We start from the raw sequence: 22,642 nt of genomic DNA on the forward strand, positions 1-22,642 counted from the left end.
GATAGTCGGTAAAGAAGAGACCGACGCAGTTAGATGTAGTCGTGCTCGGCGAGGCGTTCGACAGCCTCGCGGAGGCGTTCTTCACTTGCAGCGTAGGAGATGCGAGCGTAGCCCGGCGCGTTGAAGGCGCTTCCGGGGACGGTTGCGACCTTCGCGTCCTGAATCGCACCCTCACACCACGCCTGGTCGTCGTCGTCGACGGGGAGCATCATGTAGAACGCACCTTTCGGGACGGCAACGTCCACGTCGTGTTCGGCGAGAAGGTCAACGAGCATGTCGCGGCGCTCTTCGAACGCGTCGCGCATCTCTTCGACAGAATCGTCGGTTCGCTCCGAGAGCGCCTCGACGCCGGCGTGCTGGACGAAGTTGACGGCACACGAGACGGAGTGCGAGTGAAGCTTGCCAGCCTGGCCGATGAAGTCAGACGGCGCGTGGAGGTAACCGAGTCGCCAGCCAGTCATCGAGAAGGCCTTCGAGAAGCCGTTGATGGTGATGGTTCGGTCTGCCATGCCGTCGAGGGAACCGAGGGAAGTGTGCTCGAATCCGTCGTAGGTGATGCGCTCGTAGATTTCGTCGGAGATGACGGCGAAGTCGTGTTCGACCGCGAGGTCGCGGACGCCTTCGAGCGCGGCGTCGGAGAAGACACCACCCGTCGGGTTCGACGGCGTGTTGACGACGAGGAGTTTCGTCTCGTCGGAGACGGTCTCCGCGAGTTCGTCGAGCGCGGGTTCGAGACGGAAGTCGTGCTGCGCGAGGTCGACACGCTTGAGCGACCCGTTTGCGAGTTTGACCATCGCTTCGTAGGAGACCCACGCGGGGTCGAGGAGGACGACTTCGTCGCCGTCGTCGATGAGGGTCTGGAACGTCTCGTAGAGCGCCTGCTTGCCGCCGGGCGTGACGATGATTTCGTCTGCCTCGGCCTCGACGCCGTTGCCGCGGAGTTTCTCCGCGAGGGCTTCTTTGAGTGCGGGAATGCCGTTCGACGAGGTGTAGCCGGTGTGACCGGCGTCCATCGCGTCCTCGGCGGCCGCGACGATGTTGTCGGGGGTCGGGAAGTCCGGTTCACCAACAGAGAGGTCGACCACGTCTTCGCCCTGGGCTTCCAGTTCGCTCGCGAGGTTCGAGATGGCGAGCGTGGCGCTCGGTTCCACCCGGCCGACACGCGCGCTAAATTCGAAGTTCATGCTAACGCCTCCACCATATCAGTCGCAGCGTAAACCGCTTCCGCACCTTTGCTGACGCGCTCGCGTGCTTCTGCACCGCTCATTCCGGGGCCGGAGACGCCGAACGTGACGGGTTTGTCGCGGTCGAGCGACACTTCGGTCAGCGACTTCGCCGTCGCGTCGGCGATGACCTGGTCGTGGGCAGTGTCGCCCGTGACGATTGCACCGACGACGGCCACGGCGTCGATGTCGTCGCGGCGGGCGAGTCGGTCGGCGGCGAGTGGCGAGTCGTACGCACCGGGAACGTGAATCGTCTCGGCCACCTCCGCGTCGCGTTCCGCGGCCGCGTCGTGTGCCGCTTGCTCCATCTGTTCGGTGACCGACGAGTTGAATCGGGCCACTACGAGTCCGAGAGAGACCATATCCGACCCTTCCCGGCGCAGATAAAAGAACTACCGACACCACCCGAATTTGGCCGTGTGGACGACCACGCTGGGCAGGGGTCATTGGGGAGTTGGCATTTAGTCGGCCGACCGGACTAAGGGGCCGACCCGCAAGCACAAAAGTTGTATTGTCGGGGTTGGGATAACTGGGCATGAGTGCTGACTATGAGGCCGACGTTCTCTCCCGGCCTCGTGCCCTCCTCGCGATCGTCGGTGTCGCCGCCCTCGCGCTCCTCATTCGGGTCGTGTCTCTCGGGACCCGAATCTCTCACTGGGACGAAGGCCGTGTCGCCTACTGGGTTCTCCGGTACCACGAGACTGGGACGTTCAGTTATCGGCCAATCATCCACGGACCGTTTCTCCCCATCGTCAACGACTATCTGCTTGCAGTCCTCCCGGCGACTGACTTCACCGTTCGCCTCCCAGTCGCTCTCGTCGGTGCCATCCTCCCGCTTTCGGCGTGGCTCTTTCGAGAGCATCTCCGCCGCGACGAAGTCGTCGCACTGGCGCTCTTCCTCGCGCTGAATCCGCTGTTAGTCTACTACTCGCGGTTCATGCGCAACGACGTGCTCGTCGCCGCCTTCTCGTTCATCGCGCTCGGGTTCGTCGTCCGCGCCTACGACACCGGCAGACTCGCGTATCTGATTCCCGCCGGTGTCTCGTTCGCAACCGGGGCGGCGGCGAAAGAGAACTACGTCGTCTACTTGCTGTGTTTCCTCGGGGCCGCATTCCTCGTCTTCGACCACCGACTTCTCGCGCGCACGTCCGCGGGCGACTCTACTCGCGCCATCTTCTTCACCGAGATACCCGAGAGTATCGCTCACCGACTCCAGACTCGTGGGGATGGAAGCCTCGGCACGGGCGCACTCCGCTATGCCGCCGGCATCTTCGCCGGACTCGCCGCGTTCGCTGTCGTCTTCGTCTTCTTCTACGCACCGCGTCCTGACCTCTGGAACGCCTTCGGCAACCCCGCAGCGCTTCCGGGCGTCATCGAAGCAGGCTCGGTCGGCGCAGTTGAGGAGATGGTGGATAGTTGGCTGGGCGGCGGTCATCAGTCCCACGAGTACCTTCCCTACCTGAAAGACTTCCTCGAAACGTTCGTCTACGGCGCACCGGTGCTCATCGTCTTCGCCCTCGTCGGTATCGTCACCGACCGCTACGGTGTCGTCACGGGGCGGATTCGATGGCTCGTCGCCTTCGCGACGTACTGGGGTGTCGTGAGCATCTTCGGCTACCCGCTGGCGACTGACATTCAAGCGCCGTGGGTCGTCGTCCACGCCGTCGTTCCACTTGCAATCCCGGCCGCAGTCGGTGCCGCGTTCGTCTTCCGCTCCGGATACGAGGCGTTCGACGCCGGCGATACGGTCGGCATCGGACTCGCCGCACTCGTCCTCGTCGCGTCCGTCGGCGGTGTGGCCGCCGCGAACGTCGATTACTGGAACGCCTCGACGGAAGAAGACAAAGAGATTCTCCAGTGGGCACAACCCGAGAACAGTCTGAAAGGGACGCTCGCTGACGTGGAACGAGTCGCTGCAACCAACGAGGGCGACGACGTTCTCCTCTACGGGACGCACCCACCGGGCGGTGACGAGGTCCACTTCTACGTCGAAAACGAGTCGAACCCGCTCGGTGGACCGTCGTGGCACAGTCGCCTGCCGCTCCCGTGGTACTTCGAAGCGGGCGACGTACAACACACGAGTAGTCCGCCCGACGCCGGGGTGGAGAACGCGACGGCGGATGCACCACCAGTCGTCGTCGCCTACGAGTGGGACCGCGACGAACTCGAATCGGAACTCGACGGCTACGTCGTCCGACAACACGCGTTCAAACTCTGGAACGAGGACATCGTCGTCTTCATCGACGAAGACGCGCTCGAAGCGGCGAACCAGACGCAAGGCTGACGACGCAGCCGCGGTTTTTCCGGTTCGAGACGCCGACAGACGACGAGCGACGGGTCTCACTCGCCACCGGAACGCACGCCGATTATAGTCACGAACGTGTGTATTTGGACACCTAATGTGGCAACATTTATGCACCGACGTACTGAACCGCCGACCGTGACCGTCACCGTACCCGGACCCACGCTCGGCGTCGTCGGCGGGGGCCAACTCGGCCGAATGCTCGGCGAGGCCGCTGCGCCGCTCGGCGTCGACATCGTCGTTCTCGACCCGACCCCTAACTGCCCCGCGTCGGCGGTTGCCGACCAGATCGTCGGGGAGTTCACCGACCCCGACGCGATGGCCGAACTCGCCGCGCGGTCCGACGCGATGACGTTCGAAATCGAACTCGCTGACCCCGACCTCCTCGACGAACTCGCCGCCGAGGAAGGAATCGCGGTCCACCCGTCACCCGACGCACTCCGGACCATCGAAGACAAACTCGTCCAGAAGCGAACCTTCGGCGAGGCGGATATTCCGATTCCGCCGTTCCACCGCGTTGACGACGCCGAGGACCTACGCGCCGCACTCGACGAGTTCGGGTCGGTCATGCTGAAGGCCCGAACCGGCGGCTACGACGGCCGTGGAAACGTCCCCGTCACCGACTCCGACGACGCGGAGGCCGCCATCGAAGAAGTCGGTGGCCCGGCGATGGCCGAAGCGTTCGTCGACTTCGAGCGCGAACTCTCCGTCATCGGCGTTCGCGGCGAGGGCGAGATTCGCACGTTCCCCGTCGGGGAGAACGTCCACGAAGACGAGATTCTGCGAGAGACCGTCGTCCCGGCACGGACGACAGACGAGGTGACCGAAGAGGCCGACCGAGTCGCCCGCGAAGTACTTTCGCACCTGCCCGGACGCGGCGTCTTCGGCATCGAACTGTTCGAGACGAGCGGCGGTGATGTCCTCGTCAACGAAGTCGCCCCCCGCCCACACAACTCGGGCCACTGGACTATCGAAGGCGCGCGTTGCTCGCAGTTCCAACAGCACGTCCGCGCCGTCCTCGGATGGCCACTCGGCGCGACCGACCGCCGTGCACCCACTGTGATGGCGAACATCCTCGGCACCGTCGAGGAGTCGCAACCGGCGCGACTCGCCGGCCTCGAAGCACCACTCTCCGAGTCAGGCGTCTCGCTTCACTGGTACGGCAAAGACGAGGTGCGACCACTCCGAAAGATGGGTCACCTCACGGCCATCGGCGGGGAAGACGACGATATCCAGATGTTGTTAGAACGCGCGCGAGAGCTTCGAGACGGCCTCTACTTCGACTGACCACAAGCACCACCACTGAATCGGTCTCCGGACTGACCACCCAGTCGAACAATACCGACTCACGAACCGCACCACCGCACCACAGTACCACCCGTTCCACACCATTTCCACAATGACCACCGAACAGGACCTCATCGACGAACTCCACGCACAGGCCGACGCAGACCGCGACCCCGAGACGACGCCAGACGTTGGCATCATCATGGGGTCTGACTCCGACCTCGACGTGATGTCTGGCGCGCACGACGCGCTCGACACGCTCGGGTTCGGCGAACAGACCGATTTCGACGACGCGCCCGACGAGCGCTTCACCTACGAGACGTACGTCGTCTCCGCGCACCGGACGCCGGACCTGATGTACGCGTACGGTGAGACGGCGAAAGCGCGCGGAATCGAAGTTATCATCGCGGGTGCGGGCGGGAAGTCGGCTGATTTGCCGAACATGACCGCGTCCATCGCGTATCCGCTCCCCGTCGTCGGCGTTCCAGTCCAGGAGAAGTCTGTCGACTCCGTCATCGGGATGCCGACGGGCGCGCCCATCGTCGCCGTCGACGCCGGGAAGTCGTTCAACGCCGCACTGTCGGCCGTCCAGATGCTCGCGCGCGGATACCCCGAACTCGAAGACAGACTCGTCGACTATCACGAGAAACTCGTCGCCGACGTGGCCGAAACCTCTGCTGCACTCCACTCGCTCGGTGTCGCTGGCTTTCGCGAATCGTCTCAGTAGTCCGATACCCCCAATTTGACGGGTTTTATCACGATATCGGTGAGCGCTGATGGGCGGAAATGCCCCCGGAGCGCCCCTCCGGGCGTCTATTAACGTATTTCACGAATAGAAGCCTTCTCGCGCCCGAAACACACAAATCAATGTTTATAGGGGAGCGCTTCTAACCGCCGCACGTCAGGGAGACACCGCATGAGTGATTGGATTGCAATCGGTGCGATGGGCGTCGTCGCTGTCGGCTTACCATTAGTCATGATGGCGATGTCGGCGATGCTTCGCCCAAGCGTACCGGAACAAGGAAAGAGTGCCACCTACGAGAGTGGTGAGGTGCCGACCGGCACGGCACGCGTCCAGTTTAACATACAATACTACATGGTCGCGTTGCTGTTCGTCGTGTTCGACATCGAGACTGTCCTGATTTTCCCGTGGACAGTCATCTACCGCTCCGCTCTCGAACAGGGCGCGTCTCTGGGGACGATTCTGACACCGATGCTCGTTTTCATCGGTGTGCTCGTCGTCGGACTCGTCTGGGCGTGGCGCAACGGCGCCGTCAAGTGGGTCAAAAGCCCGCAGGCGAACCGTCGTAAGACAGAGAGACAAGACGCATGAGTAGCGAACAAAAACCATTCGTCACGGACGATACACAGGTACAGACCGAGACCCGCGACGCCCGCATGGCCGGCGCGGACGACCGGTTCAACTCGAAACTTCGGGAGGCGTTCGGTTCGTCGCCGTTCATCCTCACGAAGTTCGACAAGTTCATGAATTGGGTTCGTGGGTCCTCGATGTTCATGCTGCAGTTCGGTATCGCCTGCTGCAGTATCGAGATGATGCACACGTACGCGATCAAGCACGACCTGGACCGCTTCGCGGCAGGTGTGCCGCGTGCGTCGCCGCGACAGGCCGACGTTATCATCGTGCCGGGGACCATCGTTTCGAAATTCGCCCCGCGCATGAAGCGCGTGTACGACCAGATGCCCGAACCGAAGTTCGTCGTCGGCATGGGGTCGTGTACCATCTCGGGCGGCCCGTTCCAGGAGGGCTACAACGTCATCAAGGGCGCAGAAGAGGTCATCCCGGTGGACATCCACATCCCCGGGTGCCCGCCGCGTCCGGAGGCGCTCATCTACGGTATCGCGAAGCTCCAGGAGCGTATCGCGAACGGTGAGTCCAGCCCCGTCACGGTCAAGCCCTACGAGTTAGAACAGTTCGGCGACCTCCCGCGCGACGAAATCGTCGACAAACTCGCCGAACAGATCGACGAAGACGACCTCGTCATGCGGTATAACTGGGCTGATTCACCATGAGCGTCGAGGAACAAGAACCGCAAGAAGACGCCATTCAGGAGCGTTCCCGTGGTGACGAACTCGCCGACCTGCTCGGTGACCTCGTCATAAGCCGCGAAGAACACATGAACGCACCGGGCTTCGTCATCCGCCCCGACCAGGTCCAAGAGACGCTGTTCAAACTCCGCGACGAGGCTGGCTTCGACCACCTCTCGTGTGTGACCGCACAGGAGTACGAGGACCGCTACGAGTCCATCTACCACCTGACGAAGTACGACGAGCGCACTGACGAAGTGAGCGTCGTCGTCCCGACGTCGAAAGACGAGCCGGTCAGCCAGTCCGCAGAACCCGTGTTCCGCACGGCCGACTGGCACGAACGTGAGGCGTACGACCTCGTCGGTATCCAGTACGAGGACCACCCGGACCTTCGCCGCATCCTCCTCCCGGATACGTGGCAGGGCCACCCGCTGGGCCTCGACTACGACCAGGACCGACCGCAGATTGCGACGCTCACCGAGCACGCGAACCCGCTGGAACAGGATAGCCGTGGTGACGAGGGCAACACGATGTACATCAACATCGGCCCACACCACCCGGCGACCCACGGTGTGCTGCACGTCGAGACGGTCGTCGACGGCGAACAGGTCGTCGACCTCGACCCCGACATCGGCTACCTCCACCGCTGTGAGGAGCAAATCTGTCAGCAGGGAACCTACCGACACCAGATTATGCCGTACCCGGACCGCTGGGACTACATCTCGGCCGGTCTCCTCAACGAGTGGGCCTACGCCCGCACCGCAGAGGACCTCGCGGACATCGAGGTGCCGGAGTACGCACAGATCATCCGGACGATGGGTGCCGAACTCTGCCGTATCGCGTCGCACATGATCGCGCTCGGCACGTTCGCACTCGACGTCTACGGCGACTTCACGGCCATCTTCATGTACGCCATGCGGGACCGTGAAATCGTCCAGAACATCCTCGAAGACCTCACCGGTCAGCGGATGATGTTCAACTACTTCCGCCTCGGCGGTGTCGTCTGGGACCTCCCAGAACCCCGCGAGGAGTTCTTCGAGAAGATTCGTGACTTCATCGACGACCTGCCGGAGGCGCTCGAGGAGTACCACGACATGATCACCTCGAACGAGATTCTCCAGGCCCGGACGGTCGGGACTGGTGTGCTCCCACCGGAAGTCGCCAAGTCGTACGGTGCGACCGGACCGGTCGCCCGTGGCTCTGGCATCGACTACGACCTTCGCCGCGACGACTCCTACGGCTACTACGACAAACTCGACTGGGACGTCGTCGTCGAAGACGGCTGTGACAACTTCTCGCGCCTGCTCGTGCGTATGCGCGAAGTCGAGGAGTCGGCCAAGATCATCCAGCAGTGTGTCGACCTGCTCGAAGACTGGCCGGAAGACGAGCGGAACATCCAGGCGAACGTTCCGCGTACCCTCAAGCCGGACGAGGACACGGAAATCTACCGCGCCGTCGAAGGCGCGAAGGGCGAACTCGGCATCTACATCCGCGCCGACGGCACCGACAAGCCGGCCCGCTTCAAGATTCGCAGTCCGTGTTTCTCGAACCTTCAGACGCTCCCCGAGATGTCTGAAGGCGAGTTCATCCCGGACATGATTGCATCGCTCGGTAGCCTCGACATCGTTCTCGGCGAGGTGGACCGGTAATGACGACGACGCTGCAAGCAACGACCCTTCCGGACACCATCAGCAACGCCCTCGGTCTCGGTGGCGTCCTCGGAGACATCGTCGGTGGGCTGATTGGCGCGTTCATCATCGCCAACATCATGCTCATCACGACGGCAATCGCCGGTCCGTGGGCAAAACGGAAGATTACGGCCGCGTTCGGTGACCGTATCGCGGTCAACCGTATCGGACCGTTCGGGTTGCTCGTCATCATTCCGGACGCCGTCCGTCTGATGTCGAAAGAACTCATCGTTCCCGAAGGCGTCGACCGTCCCGCGTGGGACCTCGCGCCGATGATTATCCCGTTCTCTGCGCTGCTCGGATTCGCCGTCATCCCGATGGGTAACGGCATCCAACTCGCAGACCCCGAAACGGGTCTGGCGTTCGCCTTCGCGGCGGCGTCGATTGCGTCACTCGGTCTCGTCATGTCGGGCTACGCCTCGAACAACAAATTCTCGCTCATCGGTGCGCTTCGCGCCGTCGCAGCGAACATCGCGTACGAGATTCCGCTCGTCATCACCGCGGCCTCGGTCGTCATCTTCGCCGGGTCGCTCCGGATGAGCGAAATCGTCGCTGTGCAGGCAGAACCACTCCTCACCGTCGCTGGCGTGTCGATTCCGGCGTGGTTCGCGTTCGTCAACCCGTTCGCGTTCGCCCTGTTCATCCTGGCGAACCTCGCGGAGATTGGACGCAACCCGTTCGACATCCCCGAAGCGCCGACCGAGATTGTCGCTGGATACCAGACGGAGTACTCGTCGATTTACTTCGTCCTCATCTACCTCGGTGAGTTCATCCACATCTTCCTCGGTGGCGCTCTCGCCGCGACGTTGTTCCTCGGTGGCCCTGCAGGACCGGTCCTGCCCGGGTTCATCTGGTTCACCATCAAAATCTGGGCGTTCTTCCTGTTCACCCAGTGGGCGCGCTCCGCAGTGCCGCGCCTTCGCGTCGACCAGTTCCTCGAAATCGGTTGGAAGGGCATGCTCGTGCTGTCCTTCGCCAACCTGGTTCTCACGGCCATTATCGTGGGGGTGATTGTATGATTGGAATTCTGAAGGGCATGGCAGTGACGCTGAAGCACGCACTCGACGGACAGACCTTCACGGTCGAATACCCCGAAGAAGCGCCCGAAGTCAGTCCGCGCTTCCGCGGTGTCCACAAGTTCAGCCAAGAGCGCTGTATCTGGTGCCGTCAGTGTGAGAACGTCTGTCCGAACGACACGATTCAGATCGTTCAGGACGACAAACGCAACGGCGAGCAGTACAACCTCCACATCGGCCAGTGTATCTACTGCCGACTGTGCGAGGAGGTCTGTCCCGTCGACGCGATTCTGCTCACGCAGAACTTCGAGTTCACGGCCGACACCAAGAACGACTTCGTCTACAACAAAGAACAGCTCAAGAACGTCCCGTGGTACAAGGATATCGACCCGCTCAACTCTCGCAACCCCGACCGCAACGCGTGGGTCGGCGAGGGCGAAGGAGAGGTCGACTATCAGTAACATGACCGCGAGAGAATCGTTCGAGTACCGTCAGCGTGCGCCCGTTACGGGGCGCTGAGGACGTTCTCGAAATGTTCAAAGGGATATCTCAAGGAGACACACACAATGGTTTATGAAACCATCGCGTTCGCGCTGTTCGCCCTCATCACCGTGGGCTGCAGCCTGGGCGTCGTCCTCGTGCGGGACATCTGGCATTCCGCACTCCTGCTCGGGGGCGCGCTCTTGAGCGTCGCGGTGCATTACGTGATGTTGCAGGCGGAGTTCCTCGCCGCCATGCAAATCCTCGTCTACGTCGGCGGGGTGCTGATTCTCATCACGTTCGCTGTGATGCTGACGCGTATCAACCCGGAGGTGAGTAGTACATGACCACGAAACCGCAGTTGAAGCTCGGTTCGCATCTCGTACCCGGACTCGCTGCCGTCGCGCTCTTCGTCGTGATGGCAGTCGTGTTCCTCGGTGCGTCGTTCCCGAACCCACAGGGGTTCGCGGAGGGAGCCAATCTGACCGCGAGCATCGCCTATTCGATGTTCAACCTCGACTTCGGCACCGTCGAAGGCGAGAGCATGCTGGTCGCATTCGAAATCATCGACCTCGTGCTCGTCGCCGCGCTCGTTGGCGCAGTCCTCCTCGCTCGCCGCGAAGGAGCAGGCGGTCAGATGCGTACCATTCTGACCGACGGCGGTCGGGAACTCAAGCGCACGCTGTTCGACGATGAGGAGGGTGACCACTGATGGTACCCGGACAGTATTACCTCATCTTGTCTGCCGCGGTGTTCTGCATCGGCCTCTTCGGCCTGCTCACCCGGCGCAACGCGCTGTTGTTCTTGATGTCGGTCGAACTGATGCTCAACGCTGCGAACATCAACCTCGTCGCGTTCTCCTACTACTGGGGCAACGTGACGGGCCAGACGTTCGGCCTCTTCACGATGGCGCTCGCCGCCGCCGAGGTCGCGGTGGGTATCGGTATCATCCTCGTGCTGTACCGCAACTTCGACGACGTCGACGTCACGAAGGCAACGACGATGAGGTGGTAATCTATGGCAGGTATACTCGAATTCGCTCCGGCCATTGTCCTCCTCCCGTTCCTCTCGTTCCTGATCGCACTCGGGGCGGGGCGGTACATGCCGAAGGGAGGTGCCCTGGCGGGCATCGCCGCGACAGCAGGGTCGTTCCTGCTCGCAGTCGCGACGTTCGTCGCCGTCAGTGGTGGACAGACGTACAACCAAACGATCTACACGTGGGCTGAAGGTCTAGACGCGGTCAACCTCACGTTCGGCCTCCTCATCGACCCGCTGTCGGCGATGATGCTGGTCATCGTGACGCTCATCGCGTTCCTCGTCCACGTCTTCAGTCTCGGCTACATGAACGACGAAGGCGAGACGGGCCTCCCGCGCTACTACGCTGGTCTCGGTCTGTTCTCCGCTTCCATGCTCGGGTTCGTCGTCGCAGACAACCTGCTCATGGCGTTCATGTTCTTCGAGCTCGTGGGACTGTGTTCCTACCTGCTCATCGGCTTCTGGTTCCGTCAGGCCGGCCCGCCGAGTGCAGCGAAGAAGGCGTTCTTGGTCACCCGCTTCGGTGACTACTTCTTCCTCGTCGGTGTCGTCGCCGTCTTCGCGACGTTCGGCACGGCGGCCTTCGCCGGTCCAGAGTCGTTCCCGGTGCTCGCTGAGGAAGCGCTCCACGGCGAACACTCGGTCAACACGTTCCTCGGCATGGGCGAACAGGCGTGGTTCACCGTCGTCGGCCTCCTCGTTCTCGGAGGCGTCGTCGGGAAGTCCGCGCAGTTCCCCCTGCACACGTGGCTTCCGGACGCGATGGAAGGTCCGACGCCCGTCTCCGCACTCATCCACGCAGCGACGATGGTTGCGGCCGGTGTCTACCTCGTCGCCCGGATGTACGGTTTCTACGCGCTGACCCCGACGACGCTTGCCATCATCGCCCTCATCGGCGGATTCACCGCCCTCTTCGCGGCGACGATGGGTGTCGTCAAGAAAGAAATCAAGCAGGTTCTCGCGTACTCGACTATCAGCCAGTACGGCTACATGATGCTCGGCCTCGGTGCCGGTGGCTACGTCGCCGCGACGTTCCACCTCATGACGCACGCCTTCTTCAAGGCGCTCTTGTTCCTCGGCGCAGGGTCGGTTATCATCGCGATGCACCACAACGAGAACATGTGGGACATGGGTGGTCTGAAAGACAAGATGCCCGTGACCTACTACGCGTTCCTCTCCGGGTCGCTCGCGCTCGCGGGTATCGTCCCGTTCGCCGGTTTCTGGTCGAAAGACGAGGTGCTGTACGAGACGCTCATCCACGGCCTCGGCGGCAGCCCGATTCTGCTTGCTGCCTACGCGATGGGACTGCTCGCCGTCTTCTTCACCGGCTTCTACACCTTCCGGATGGTGTTCCTCACCTTCCACGGTGAACCCCGGTCCGAGACGGCGCGGGACCCACACGGTGTCCGCTGGAACGTCAAGGCTCCGCTCGCCGTCCTCGGTGTGCTCGCCGCGACGGCCGGTGTCGTCAACATGGTGCCCGTGGAGAAACTCCTCGGCATCAAGGGAATCGACTTCCTGCACCAGTTCCTCGACGGAAGCTTCGACTCGCTGAACGCGCACCACTACGCCGAAATCCTCCCGTACAGTTCGGGGTACATCGGCGGTGAGGCGGCGACGGTGGCCATCGGTGCCGCAGTCTCGCTCGGCCTCGCGCTCGCTGGCGCAGGCCTCGCGTACGTGCTGTACAACGTCCCCGACCCCGTCGAACACACGGACAAGCTCGGGAGCATCAAGACCGTCCTGTACAACAACTACTACCAGGACGAGTACCAGGTCTGGCTCGCCACGGGCATCGTTCAGCCCATCTCGCGCGTCCTCGACAAGTTCGACCAGGGCATCGTCGACGGTGTCGTCAACGGTGTCTCTAGCGTGAGCCTGTTCGCTGGCGCTCGCATGAAACGCATCCAGACCGGTGTGGTGAGCAACTACGCCGCGCTCCTCACGCTCGGTCTGACGGCGCTGCTTCTCGGTCTCGGCCTGATTGGAGGTTGGTTCGCATGATAATCGAAGCGCTCATCGCAGTCACGTTCCTCGCCGCGCTGGTCACGTTCGTCCTGCCGGACCGCTACGCCGGCAAGGCAGCCTTCGCGCTGAGTCTGGTTCCCGTCCTCGGGAGCCTCCTGATGTGGCAACAGTACGACGCGAGCGGGAACGCCCTCCTCGGCGGGAACATCGCGTTCGAGACAGACTTCGTCTGGCTGCAACTCGGCCAATACGACCTTCACTGGATGGTCGGCGTCGACGGCATCAGCCTGCCGCTCATCGTTCTCACGACCATCCTGACCACGCTCGCTATCGTGAGCTCGTGGACTCCCATCTCGGAGCGCGAGTCCCAGTTCTACGGACTCATGCTCCTCATGGAAGCGAACCTGCTGGGCGTCTTCACGGCGCTCGACTTCTTCGTCTGGTTCGTCTTCTGGGAGGCCGTGCTCGTCCCGATGTACTTCCTCATCGGTGTCTGGGGCGGCCCCCGCCGCAAGTACGCGGCGATCAAGTTCTTCGTCTACACGAACATCGCGTCGCTCGTGATGTTCATCGGGTTCATCTCGCTCGTGTTCGGTCTCGGCGACTCGATTACGTCGCTGCGACTGCCCGAGATTGCCCAGGCGTTGCAAGCCGGTCAACTCAGCGGGTTCGCTGGCCTCTCGGCGAGTGCACTCGCCACCGTCGCGTTCATCGCGATGTTCCTCGGATTCGCGGTCAAGGTTCCGGTCGTCCCGTTCCACACGTGGCTGCCGGACGCACACGTCGAAGCACCCACGCCGGCGTCGGTCATGCTGGCAGGGGTGCTCCTGAAGATGGGTACGTACGCCCTGCTCCGGTTCAACTTCACGATGCTTCCGGAGACGGCACGGAGCCTCGCACTGCCAATCGCACTGCTCGCCGTCGCCTCTGTCATCTACGGCGCACTCCTCGCACTGGCACAGCAGGACCTCAAGCGCATCGTCGCGTACTCCTCTGTGTCGTCGATGGGATACGTCATCCTCGGTCTCATCGCCTACACCACCTACGGTGTCGGTGGTGCGACCTTCCAGATGATCGCACACGGTCTCATCTCGGGACTGATGTTCATGGCCGTCGGTGTCATCTACAACACCACGCACACGCGTATGGTCACGGACTTCTCGGGACTGGCAGACCGGATGCCCGTCACGGCTGGCATCTTCGTCGCCGGCGCGTTCGGCTACATGGGCCTCCCGCTCATGGCCGGGTTCGCCGCCGAGTTCTTCATCTTCAAAGGCTCGTTCGAATCGACGGTGATGTCGGCGATGCCGCTCTTTACCGGCGTGGCCATGTTCGGTATCGTCATCGTCGCGGGCTACCTGCTGTTCGCGATGCAGCGGACGCTGTTCGGCCCCTTCGAGTTCGATGGCGACTACGAAATCACCGAAGCACCGTTCCACGACGTTGCACCGCTCGCGGTGCTGCTTCTGTTGACCATCGTGCTCGGTGTCCAGCCTGACATCTTCTTCACTATGATTCAGGAAGCAGTTACTCCGATTCTCGAACTGGGAGGTGCGTTCTAATGACGCCACTCCAGACGCTCCCAGACTGGGCGGCGACGGCACCCGCAATCGTCCTCGCGGTGACGGGTCTCGTCTTGCTGCTCATCGACACCATCGACCCAGACACGTCTAACAACGGTCTGCTCGCTGGGACGGCGACGCTCGGCGCGCTCGCCGCAGGCGGTATCGCTGGCTGGTTCCTCATCGCAGGGACAGGCATGGAGAAGACTGGCGGTGCGATTTCGCTCTACGGCGACGCGCTCGTCGTCGACGGGATGAGCCTGTTCTTCACGCTCATCTTCACGAGCGTCGCTGCGATGGTCTCTGTCGCTTCGTACGACTACCTCGCAGACCAGCGCTATCAGGGTGAGTTCTACTCGCTCGTCATCTTCGCCACGACGGGGATGACGCTGATGGCGATGTCGAACTCGCTGGCGACAGTCTTCGTCAGCCTCGAACTCGCGTCGCTGCCGTCGTACGCGCTCGTCGCGTTCCTGAAGAAGGATCGCGGCAGCGTCGAAGCGGGGCTGAAGTACTTCCTCATCGGCGCGCTCTCGTCCGCGGTGTTCGCGTTCGGTATCAGCCTCGTGTTCGCCGTCACCGGGTCGCTCATCCTGCCCGACGTGGCAGCGAACCTGGCCGGTGCCGACGGACTCGTCGGTGTGCTCGGACTCGGCGTGCTGATGATTGCCGGTGGGTTCGCCTTCAAGACCGCCTCCGTCCCGTTCCACTTCTGGGCGCCGGAGGCGTACGAGGGCGCACCTGCACCCATCAGCGCGTTCCTCTCGTCGGCGTCGAAGGCGGCCGGTTTCGCCGTCGCCTTCCGCGTCTTCACCGTCGCGTTCCCCCTCGACACCGTCACCGCTGTCGGCGGCGGGAGCGTCGATTGGTCGATTCTGTTCGCGATTCTCGCCGTCGTCACGATGACGCTCGGTAACTTCGCGGCAGCGACCCAGGAGAACGTCAAGCGCATGCTCGCGTACTCCTCGATTGGACACGCCGGCTACGCGCTCATCGGCCTCGCGGCCATCACCGTCGATGGTGGTGCCGCAAACGGCAACGTTCTCGGCGCGAGTATGGCCCACCTGCTCGTCTACGGCTTCATGAACACGGGCGCGTTCCTGTTCATCGCCATGGTCGAAAAGTGGGGCATCGGCCGAACCTTCGAGGACTACAACGGTCTCGCGACCAAGGTGCCCATCGCCGCGACGGCGATGACCATCTTCATGTTCTCGCTGGCAGGGCTCCCACCGTTCGGTGGCTTCGTCTCGAAGTACGCCCTGTTCTACTCGGCTATCGAATCTGGCTTCTGGTGGCTCGCCGCCGTCGGCGCGGTCAACAGCGCACTGTCGCTGTTCTACTACAGCCGTGTCGTCAAGGCAATGTGGATCGAAGAGCCGTCGAAGCCGCTCGAAATCGGAAGCCAACCGGTTGGACTGTACGTCGCAGTGGTCTTCGCCGCTGTCGGCACGCTCTTGCTCCTCCCCGGCTTCCAGCCCGTCATCGAGACGGCACAGACGGTCGCCGCGGCGCTCTTCTGAGCGTCTCACGGCCTGAGAATTCGGTTCTTTTTATTCGCGCAGTAACTCGGAGAGTGCCGACGCGAGTTCTTCTGAGCGTCTGAGCGTCAGTCCATCCGTGGTGACGAAGACGCCTCTGTCGGCGACAGTGACGCGAGTGAGATAGCCGTGTTCGAAGGCCCGCACCGTATATCGGTAGTTCCCGAGTTCCGACCCACGGTAGGCGGTTCGAGCCTGAAAGCCATCGGTCTCGTGTTCGACGAATCCAGTCAGGTCGGCGTCCGATTCGAGGTCGGACCGAAGGTAGAGCTGTTCACAACGGTCGTGCGTGAAGTAGGTGATACTTCTGAGGTCGTCACCAACCGCGGTTCGGCAGGCGCTGACGAGGGACTCACTGCGAGACTCGGGGACGAGTTGTGATTCGAGTTCCATCGTATGGTATGCCTTGTCACGCCAAGACATAATATCATCGGCGAACTGGATGACGGTAGGGTTTTGCGGCCGGAAGACGACTCTGCTACTATGGTACGTCGCCTGGTTCTCGGGTGTACCTCTCTCGGAGGAACACTCGTCGAGACGCTCATCGACAGGCCCGGGTCGATTCTCGTCGTCACAGACCGGAAGGGCCGTGCCGACGATTTCCGCGCCGATGGCGTCGCAGCGACCGAAGGCGACCCGAACGACCCGGCGAACTATCCGAACCACGCCGACGTGATAATCGTCGCCGGTGAAGACCCGGCGAAGAACCGCGACGTCGCCGAGACGGCACACGAACACTTCCCCGACGCCTCGCTCGTCGTCCATCTGGGCCACGAGCCGACGGCGTCGATTCGGGCGGCCGTCGAACGCATCGCCGACGAAGTCATCGACCCACAGCGAATCGTCGCAGACCACATCTACGACGCCGTCGGGTCGCCACAGTCCGAGCGACTCCACCGACTGATGCGAGTGCTCCGAAAGATGGACGGACCGCTCGCAGTGGTGATGCACGACAACCCGGACCCGGACGCAATCGCCTCGGGTCTGGCGTTGCAGGCCATCGCGAAGCGAGCGAACGTCGACTCCGACGTCTGCTACTTCGGAGACATCTCGCATCAGGAAAACCGTGCACTGGTGAACCTCCTCGACCTCGACTTGCGCGTCCTCAACGACGACTCGGCGATCGAAGAGTACGCCGGATTCGCCCTCGTCGACCACTCTCGCCCGGGCGTCAACGACAGGTTGCCCAACGATACGACGATAGACATCGTCGTCGACCACCACCCACCGAGAGCGCCGATCGAAGCGACGTACGTCGACCTCAGAAGCAGTGTCGGTGCGACGAGTACGCTCTTTACGGGCTATCTTAAACGCCTCGGCATCGTTCCCGACACCACCGTGGCGACTGCGCTCTTGTTCGGGATTCAGGTCGATACGAACGACTTTACGCGCGAAGTCTCCACCGCGGATTTCGAAGCCGCGGCGTATCTCTTTCCCCACGTCGACGAAGACCTGCTCCACCGCGTCGAGACGCCGAGTTTGACGCCGGAGACGATGGAGACACTCGCTCGCAGTATCTCGAACCGTGAGGTTCGCGGCGACATCCTCACGTCGAACGCCGGCGACATCCGCGAGCGAGACGCGTTGGCGCAGGCTGCCGACCATCTCCTCGGGATGGACGGTATCGATGTCTCCATCGTCTACGGGTTGATGGACGGAACGGTGTACGTCTCTGGACGAGCACAGGGTGGCCGTATCGACTTAGGAGAGATGTTCAGAGACGCACTCGGACCGATTGGCAGCGCCGGCGGGCACGCAGATATGGCCGGCGCACAGATTCCACTCGGTATCTTAGACGACGTGGGCGACGACTCTCGGGAGTCGCTGGCGACGATCGTCACGGAAATCGTCGCCGGACGCCTCTTCGAGACGCTCGAATACCCACCGTCGACACCACGGTTGGACTCGGACGTTACGTTCGAGTACCCACTCGACGAGTAATCCCCTCCACCACGTTTTTGCTGCCACTCGCCCTACCTCGGAGGGATGAGTACAAAAGCGACCGTCAAAGAGTACATGACTCGTGAGGTTCAGACAGTCGCACCGAGCGATACGGTCGCTGACGTGGCCCGCCGTATCGCAGAGAGCGACGGCCACAACGGATTTCCTGTCTGTGACGGTCGCAAGGTCGAAGGCTTCGTCACCGCCCGCGATATCCTCCTCGCGGAGGGTGACGAATCAATCGAGACGGTAATGGCGACAGACCTGGTCGTCGCCCACCCCGAGATGGACGTCAACGACGCGGCACGCGTCATCCTTCGGTCGGGGATTCAGAAACTCCCGGTCGTCGACGACGCGGGTAACCTCGTCGGCATCATCTCGAACACAGATGTAATTCGAAGCCAAATCGAGCGTGCGACGCCCGAAAAAGTCGGGAAACTCATGCGGACGCTCGAACAGATTCACGGCATCACCGTCCACCAGGAGCGACGGACCGTCTCGATTCCGAACCTCATTCCGACGCAAGCGCGGGTGTACGCCGACGAGTTAGAGGGCCGGAAGTACGAACTCGAACGCGGCCTCGCCGAACCACTCGTCGTCATCGACAACAACGGGACACTGCTGTTGGCCGACGGCCACCACAGAGCCTGTGCGGCCGACCGTATCGACCTGACGGAGATGGACGCCTACGTCATCGTCATCGACGACCCGGTGGAACTCGGGATGCAGCGCACCGCAGAAAACGAAGGGCTTCGCTCGATCGACGACATCGACATCGTCGATTACGCGCGACACCCACTCGTCGAATCGACTCGGCGCTTGCAATGAACACTCCCACCGCGTCGAACGCGGCACGGGAGCGGGGTGACACGGGTCACTCCGTGGACGAACAGACCAACAGCACCGATGGATTTCGACACGCCGACGCACCCGTCATCGACGTCTCGAATCTGACGAAACGCTACGACGACGTGGTCGCAGTCGACGACGTCTCGTTTTCGGTCGAACAGGGGACGATTCTCGGCGTTCTCGGGCCAAACGGAGCGGGAAAGACGACGTTGCTGAAAGCCATGCTCGGCCTTTTGGTCCCCTCAGACGGGTCGGTTCGCGTCTGTGGCATCGACGTTCACGACGACCCAGAACGTGCCTACAGACGCGTCGGAGCGACGCTCGAAGGTGCGCGAAACGTCTACTGGCGACTGACGGTCCGTGAGAACCTCGCATTCTTCGCTGGCCTCGCGGGTGAGAGCGTCCGCGACCCCTCGGTGAGAGACCGACACGACACACTCCTCGACCAACTGGGCCTCCTCGACAGGGCTGACGACGTCGTGAACGAACTCTCGCGGGGCATGAAACAGAAAGTCGCACTCGCGTGTGCCCTCGCTCGCGACGTGGACGTGGCGTTTCTCGACGAACCGACACTCGGACTTGACGTGGAGAGTTCGGTCGACCTCAGACGAGAACTCCGACGACTCGCAGACGAACGCGGCCTCACGGTCGTTCTCACGAGTCACGACATGAGCGTCGTCGAAGACCTGTGTGACCGAATTCTCGTCGTCAATCACGGCCACGTCGTCGCCGACGACAGCGTGACAGCACTCGTGGAACTCTTTCGGACGAGCGCGGTTCGAATCGTGGTCGATGGACCACTGTCGGCGACGACCGAACGGGAGATTCGCGCCGACTACGCGGTCGAATCGTGGGAGCGCGACGGGGACCGAACCCGCGTCCTCGTCGCACTCGAGGACGCGAACGACCTGCCCGCGTTGACGGCGCAGTTCGTCGAAGACGGTGGGCGTCTCGTCTCGGTGAACACCGTCGAACCCGACCTCACGGAGGCGTTCTTGCAGTTGACGGGGGACGATCCCACGAGACGGGTGCTGCGATGAGTACCACACCCGCGCCCCGCGAGATGCTGGTTCTCCTCGGTGCTGTGGCCCGAAAGCAGTACATCTTGCTCCGGCGGTATCCCGTCAATACGGTCGGCGGACTGCTGGCGATTTACGTCTTTTTCGCCCTCATCTTCTTCGGCGGGCGCGCGGTTGCAGGGGCGGCGTTCGACAACTCACTGGACTCGCTCATCGTCGGCTACTTCCTCGTGACGATGGCCTTCTCGGCGTACCAGGATCTCGCCGGAAACGTGATGACCGAAGCACAGTGGGGAACGCTCGAACAGCTCTACATGGCACCGGTCGGATTCGGCCGCGTAATGGCCGCCAAAACGGTCGTAAACGTGGCGTTTAGCTTCCTCTGGGGTGGCGCGACGCTCCTGTTGATGCTCGTGACGACCGGCCGAACGCTCTCGATAGACCTGTTGACCGTCGTTCCGCTCGGCATCTTTGCACTCGCCTCGGTCGTGGGAGTTGGATTCGTGATGGCCGGGCTTGCACTGCTCTACAAGCGCGTCAACAGCATCTTCGGACTGCTTCAGTTCGGGTTCATCGGCCTTGCGGCGGCCCCAGTCGCGGCGGCCCCGGTACTCAAACTCTTGCCACTCGCGCAAGGCAGTTACATGTTACAGCGAGCGATGACCGGCGGGGTTCGACTCTGGGAGTTCCCCCTGACAGAACTCGGTATCCTCGTCGGAGTGGGCACGGCGTACGTCGTCGTCGGCTATCTCGTCTTCCGGTTCCTCACTCGTCGCGCACGACAGCGTGGCGTCCTCGGACACTACTGACGTGTGTGACGCCCTTCGTTACTCGTCGGTCACGTCGTACTCGGTTTTCCACGCGTCGAGTGTGTCGCGAGCGGCGTCTTCGTCGTCGAAGCGACGACTGTCGTAGCCACGGCCCTCCGGTGACTGGTGGAGGCGGTCGAATCTGACGTGCCACGCGTTCGGCCCGCGACGAAGTCGAAGTGTCGCGTGGCCATCGCTTCGCTCGTACTCGACGATACGGTCGTCACGACGGACTTCTGTCCAACTCATACCAGAAGGAGACACGGCGGACCGAAGTGCTTACCCATCCACAACTGTCGGGAACGTCGTCATTTCGACGTAGACAGGCATCGTTTCAACCCCGCAGGACGGGCACACTGCGTACCCGAGACGGTCGTACGGAACCTCAGGGGACGGTTTTTCCAACCCGCATTTGTCGCACGTGAAATACGATACCCACTCGAAGGCCATACTCACACCAACGACTGTCAGGGTATTAATTAATCACAGATTACTATAAGTCAGGTTTTTCAGACCGATGTGATTTTCCATCGACTCTCCCAGTAGAGATTATGGCAGTCGAAAATCCACGCCGGGCACTCGGGGTGGTCTTCTTCATCGTCTTCGTGGACCTCCTCGGATTCGGGATTCTCATCCCCGTCATTCCGCTCTATGCACTCTCGTTCGGTGCAACGGAGTTCGTCGGAAGTCTGCTCATCGCGTCGTACTCTGCGATGCAGTTCCTCGCGGCCCCGGTTCTCGGCCGTCTCTCGGACGATCGTGGTCGCCGGCCAGTCCTGTTGCTCTCGCTCATGGGAAGCGTCATCGCCTGGTCGCTGTTCGGCATCGCGGGGTCGCTCGCCGTCCTGTTTGCAGCACGCATGCTCGCCGGGGCGATGGGTGGCAACATCGCGACTGCACAGGCGTACATCGCGGACATCACGCCACCCGAAGACCGTGCGAAGGGGCTTGGACTGCTCGGCGCGGCGTTCGGCCTCGGATTCGTCTTCGGCCCCGCGCTCGGCGGATTCTTCGCGAGCGCTCCGGTCATCGCCGTCGCACGCGACATCCTCCCGGCGGTCGTTCCGGTCTCCGAATTTACACTCCCGAGTTTCGCCGCTGCGGTCATCACCGGCCTCAACCTCGTCGTCGCCTTCTTCGTCCTGCCCGAATCCCGACCACCAGAAGAACGCACTGCATCACCTGAGCGCGAGTCGCGTCTCGAACAACTGTTGACCGCGCTCCGCACTCACGGACTCGGTGCGATGATCGCTTCGTTCTTCCTCGCGTCGTTCGCTTTCTCGGCACTCGAGAGCCAGTTTATCTTCCTCACGAACGACCAGTACGGCTACGGGGCGACAGAGAACGCCATCATCCTCACGTACGTCGGTCTGGTACTCGCGTTCGTTCAGGGTGGCCTCGTCGGTCCGTTGACCGACCGGTTCGGTGAGTACCGGTTGGCACTCGGCGGCGTCGCGATTCAGGTCGTCATGCTCGCCGCAGTACCGTTCTCACCGGTGTTCGGAACCTACATTCCGCAGTTCGGAGCGCTCCTTCCCGTCGGTCCTGTCCTCCCGCCGGGCGTCCTCGCACTCCTGGTCGTGATGACGCCGTTGTCGTTCGGAAACGCCCTGACGAACGTCTCGTTGAACACACTCGTGTCGCGGTCGGCCGGCGACGACGAACAGGGTGGGGCGTTCGGCCTGACACAGAGCGCAGGGAGTCTGGCACGAACCTTCGGCCCCGCGCTCGCTGGCGGCCTCTATACGGCAATCGCGTTCTGGGTGCCGTTCGTCGTCGGTGGTCTGCTGATGATTCCGATTCTCTTCCTCCTCGGCAAGTTAGACCGAGAGGTCATCGCTGCGACGACGGCGTAAAAATCGGGGTGTCGCGTCCGAAC

23 protein-coding genes are annotated in these 22,642 nt (G+C 62.4%); 19 read left to right on the forward strand and 4 right to left on the reverse strand.

All coding sequences use genetic code 11. The features are described from left to right. Nucleotides 1-29: 29 nt before the first annotated feature. Together ACK3SC_RS05760 and ribH are read right to left on the reverse strand one after the other, a co-directional pair. Nucleotides 30-1,184 (reverse strand): pyridoxal phosphate-dependent aminotransferase, encoded by a 1,155-nt coding sequence (locus ACK3SC_RS05760; protein WP_416839162.1) that lies wholly within the window; start codon nucleotides 1,182-1,184, stop codon nucleotides 30-32. Next, nucleotides 1,181-1,585, reverse strand: a complete 405-nt coding sequence (gene ribH, locus ACK3SC_RS05765) for a 6,7-dimethyl-8-ribityllumazine synthase (protein ID WP_416839163.1) — start codon at nucleotides 1,583-1,585, stop codon at nucleotides 1,181-1,183. Before ribH ends, ACK3SC_RS05760 begins: the two co-directional genes overlap by 4 nt. 173 nt (nucleotides 1,586-1,758) lie before the next feature. Between ribH and ACK3SC_RS05770 the strand changes: the two genes are divergently transcribed. The 14 genes from ACK3SC_RS05770 (at nucleotide 1,759) to ACK3SC_RS05835 (ending at nucleotide 16,127) form a co-directional block, all read left to right on the forward strand. Then, nucleotides 1,759-3,507: a flippase activity-associated protein Agl23 gene (locus tag ACK3SC_RS05770; protein WP_416839164.1), complete on the forward strand. Its 1,749-nt coding sequence runs from the start codon at nucleotides 1,759-1,761 to the stop codon at nucleotides 3,505-3,507. Nucleotides 3,508-3,663: 156 nt separating this feature from the next. Beyond that, a complete protein-coding gene (locus ACK3SC_RS05775) occupies nucleotides 3,664-4,812 on the forward strand; it encodes a 5-(carboxyamino)imidazole ribonucleotide synthase (protein WP_416839165.1) in 1,149 nt (382 codons plus the stop codon). A gap of 112 nt (nucleotides 4,813-4,924) precedes the next feature. After that, nucleotides 4,925-5,539 (forward strand): 5-(carboxyamino)imidazole ribonucleotide mutase, encoded by a 615-nt coding sequence (purE, locus tag ACK3SC_RS05780; RefSeq protein ID WP_416839166.1) that lies wholly within the window; start codon nucleotides 4,925-4,927, stop codon nucleotides 5,537-5,539. A gap of 189 nt (nucleotides 5,540-5,728) precedes the next feature. Continuing rightward, a complete protein-coding gene (locus tag ACK3SC_RS05785) occupies nucleotides 5,729-6,145 on the forward strand; it encodes an NADH-quinone oxidoreductase subunit A (RefSeq protein ID WP_151139128.1) in 417 nt (138 codons plus the stop codon). Next, nucleotides 6,142-6,843 carry an NADH-quinone oxidoreductase subunit B gene (locus ACK3SC_RS05790; protein ID WP_058573131.1) on the forward strand — a complete coding sequence of 234 codons (702 nt, stop codon included), beginning with the start codon at nucleotides 6,142-6,144 and terminating at the stop codon, nucleotides 6,841-6,843. Before ACK3SC_RS05785 ends, ACK3SC_RS05790 begins: the two co-directional genes overlap by 4 nt. Further along, nucleotides 6,840-8,507, forward strand: coding sequence for an NADH-quinone oxidoreductase subunit D (locus ACK3SC_RS05795; RefSeq protein ID WP_416839167.1), 1,668 nt, complete (start codon nucleotides 6,840-6,842; stop codon nucleotides 8,505-8,507). Before ACK3SC_RS05790 ends, ACK3SC_RS05795 begins: the two co-directional genes overlap by 4 nt. Then, entirely contained in the window at nucleotides 8,507-9,565 is a 1,059-nt protein-coding gene (locus ACK3SC_RS05800; RefSeq protein WP_416839168.1) for a complex I subunit 1/NuoH family protein, read from the forward strand. Before ACK3SC_RS05795 ends, ACK3SC_RS05800 begins: the two co-directional genes overlap by 1 nt. Then, nucleotides 9,562-10,023 (forward strand): NuoI/complex I 23 kDa subunit family protein, encoded by a 462-nt coding sequence (locus ACK3SC_RS05805; protein WP_151109648.1) that lies wholly within the window; start codon nucleotides 9,562-9,564, stop codon nucleotides 10,021-10,023. The genes ACK3SC_RS05800 and ACK3SC_RS05805 overlap by 4 nt, the downstream gene beginning before the upstream one ends. A gap of 105 nt (nucleotides 10,024-10,128) precedes the next feature. Next, nucleotides 10,129-10,389 (forward strand): NADH-quinone oxidoreductase subunit J, encoded by a 261-nt coding sequence (locus ACK3SC_RS05810; protein WP_058573143.1) that lies wholly within the window; start codon nucleotides 10,129-10,131, stop codon nucleotides 10,387-10,389. After that, nucleotides 10,386-10,754, forward strand: coding sequence for an NADH-quinone oxidoreductase subunit J (locus ACK3SC_RS05815; protein WP_416839169.1), 369 nt, complete (start codon nucleotides 10,386-10,388; stop codon nucleotides 10,752-10,754). The genes ACK3SC_RS05810 and ACK3SC_RS05815 overlap by 4 nt, the downstream gene beginning before the upstream one ends. Continuing rightward, complete coding sequence (nuoK, locus tag ACK3SC_RS05820) at nucleotides 10,754-11,056, forward strand: NADH-quinone oxidoreductase subunit NuoK (RefSeq protein ID WP_416839170.1); 303 nt, start codon at nucleotides 10,754-10,756, stop codon at nucleotides 11,054-11,056. The genes ACK3SC_RS05815 and nuoK overlap by 1 nt, the downstream gene beginning before the upstream one ends. A gap of 3 nt (nucleotides 11,057-11,059) precedes the next feature. After that, nucleotides 11,060-13,081, forward strand: a complete 2,022-nt coding sequence (gene nuoL / locus ACK3SC_RS05825; protein ID WP_416839171.1) for an NADH-quinone oxidoreductase subunit L — start codon at nucleotides 11,060-11,062, stop codon at nucleotides 13,079-13,081. Beyond that, a complete protein-coding gene (locus ACK3SC_RS05830; RefSeq protein WP_416839172.1) occupies nucleotides 13,078-14,607 on the forward strand; it encodes a complex I subunit 4 family protein in 1,530 nt (509 codons plus the stop codon). The genes nuoL and ACK3SC_RS05830 overlap by 4 nt, the downstream gene beginning before the upstream one ends. Beyond that, on the forward strand, nucleotides 14,607-16,127 hold the full coding sequence (locus ACK3SC_RS05835; protein WP_416839173.1) for an NADH-quinone oxidoreductase subunit N: 1,521 nt from the start codon (nucleotides 14,607-14,609) through the stop codon (nucleotides 16,125-16,127). Before ACK3SC_RS05830 ends, ACK3SC_RS05835 begins: the two co-directional genes overlap by 1 nt. A 30-nt stretch (nucleotides 16,128-16,157) precedes the next feature. Here ACK3SC_RS05835 and ACK3SC_RS05840 read toward each other — a convergent pair whose 3' ends face one another. After that, nucleotides 16,158-16,538, reverse strand: coding sequence for a hypothetical protein (locus ACK3SC_RS05840; RefSeq protein ID WP_416839174.1), 381 nt, complete (start codon nucleotides 16,536-16,538; stop codon nucleotides 16,158-16,160). A gap of 90 nt (nucleotides 16,539-16,628) precedes the next feature. Between ACK3SC_RS05840 and ACK3SC_RS05845 the strand changes: the two genes are divergently transcribed. The 4 genes from ACK3SC_RS05845 to ACK3SC_RS05860 are packed head-to-tail and all read left to right on the forward strand — an operon-like array spanning nucleotide 16,629 to nucleotide 20,763. After that, the gene (locus tag ACK3SC_RS05845) at nucleotides 16,629-18,086 is read left to right on the forward strand and encodes a DHH family phosphoesterase (protein WP_416839175.1); all 1,458 of its coding nucleotides are present in this window, start codon (nucleotides 16,629-16,631) and stop codon (nucleotides 18,084-18,086) included. 45 nt (nucleotides 18,087-18,131) lie between these two features. Continuing rightward, on the forward strand, nucleotides 18,132-18,914 hold the full coding sequence (locus ACK3SC_RS05850; protein WP_416839176.1) for a CBS domain-containing protein: 783 nt from the start codon (nucleotides 18,132-18,134) through the stop codon (nucleotides 18,912-18,914). Then, on the forward strand, nucleotides 18,911-19,975 hold the full coding sequence (locus ACK3SC_RS05855) for an ABC transporter ATP-binding protein (RefSeq protein WP_416839177.1): 1,065 nt from the start codon (nucleotides 18,911-18,913) through the stop codon (nucleotides 19,973-19,975). Before ACK3SC_RS05850 ends, ACK3SC_RS05855 begins: the two co-directional genes overlap by 4 nt. Beyond that, nucleotides 19,972-20,763, forward strand: coding sequence for an ABC transporter permease (locus tag ACK3SC_RS05860; RefSeq protein WP_416839178.1), 792 nt, complete (start codon nucleotides 19,972-19,974; stop codon nucleotides 20,761-20,763). Before ACK3SC_RS05855 ends, ACK3SC_RS05860 begins: the two co-directional genes overlap by 4 nt. 18 nt (nucleotides 20,764-20,781) lie before the next feature. Here ACK3SC_RS05860 and ACK3SC_RS05865 read toward each other — a convergent pair whose 3' ends face one another. Further along, nucleotides 20,782-21,012: a hypothetical protein gene (locus ACK3SC_RS05865; protein WP_416839179.1), complete on the reverse strand. Its 231-nt coding sequence runs from the start codon at nucleotides 21,010-21,012 to the stop codon at nucleotides 20,782-20,784. A 302-nt stretch (nucleotides 21,013-21,314) separates the two neighbouring features. On the opposite strand from ACK3SC_RS05865, the gene ACK3SC_RS05870 reads away from it, so the two are divergent. Further along, nucleotides 21,315-22,619, forward strand: coding sequence for an MFS transporter (locus tag ACK3SC_RS05870; protein WP_416839180.1), 1,305 nt, complete (start codon nucleotides 21,315-21,317; stop codon nucleotides 22,617-22,619). The last annotated feature ends 23 nt before the right edge of the window (nucleotides 22,620-22,642 follow it).

This window comes from Haloferax sp. DFSO52 (assembly GCF_048158745.1).
Taxonomy (GTDB): domain Archaea; phylum Halobacteriota; class Halobacteria; order Halobacteriales; family Haloferacaceae; genus Haloferax.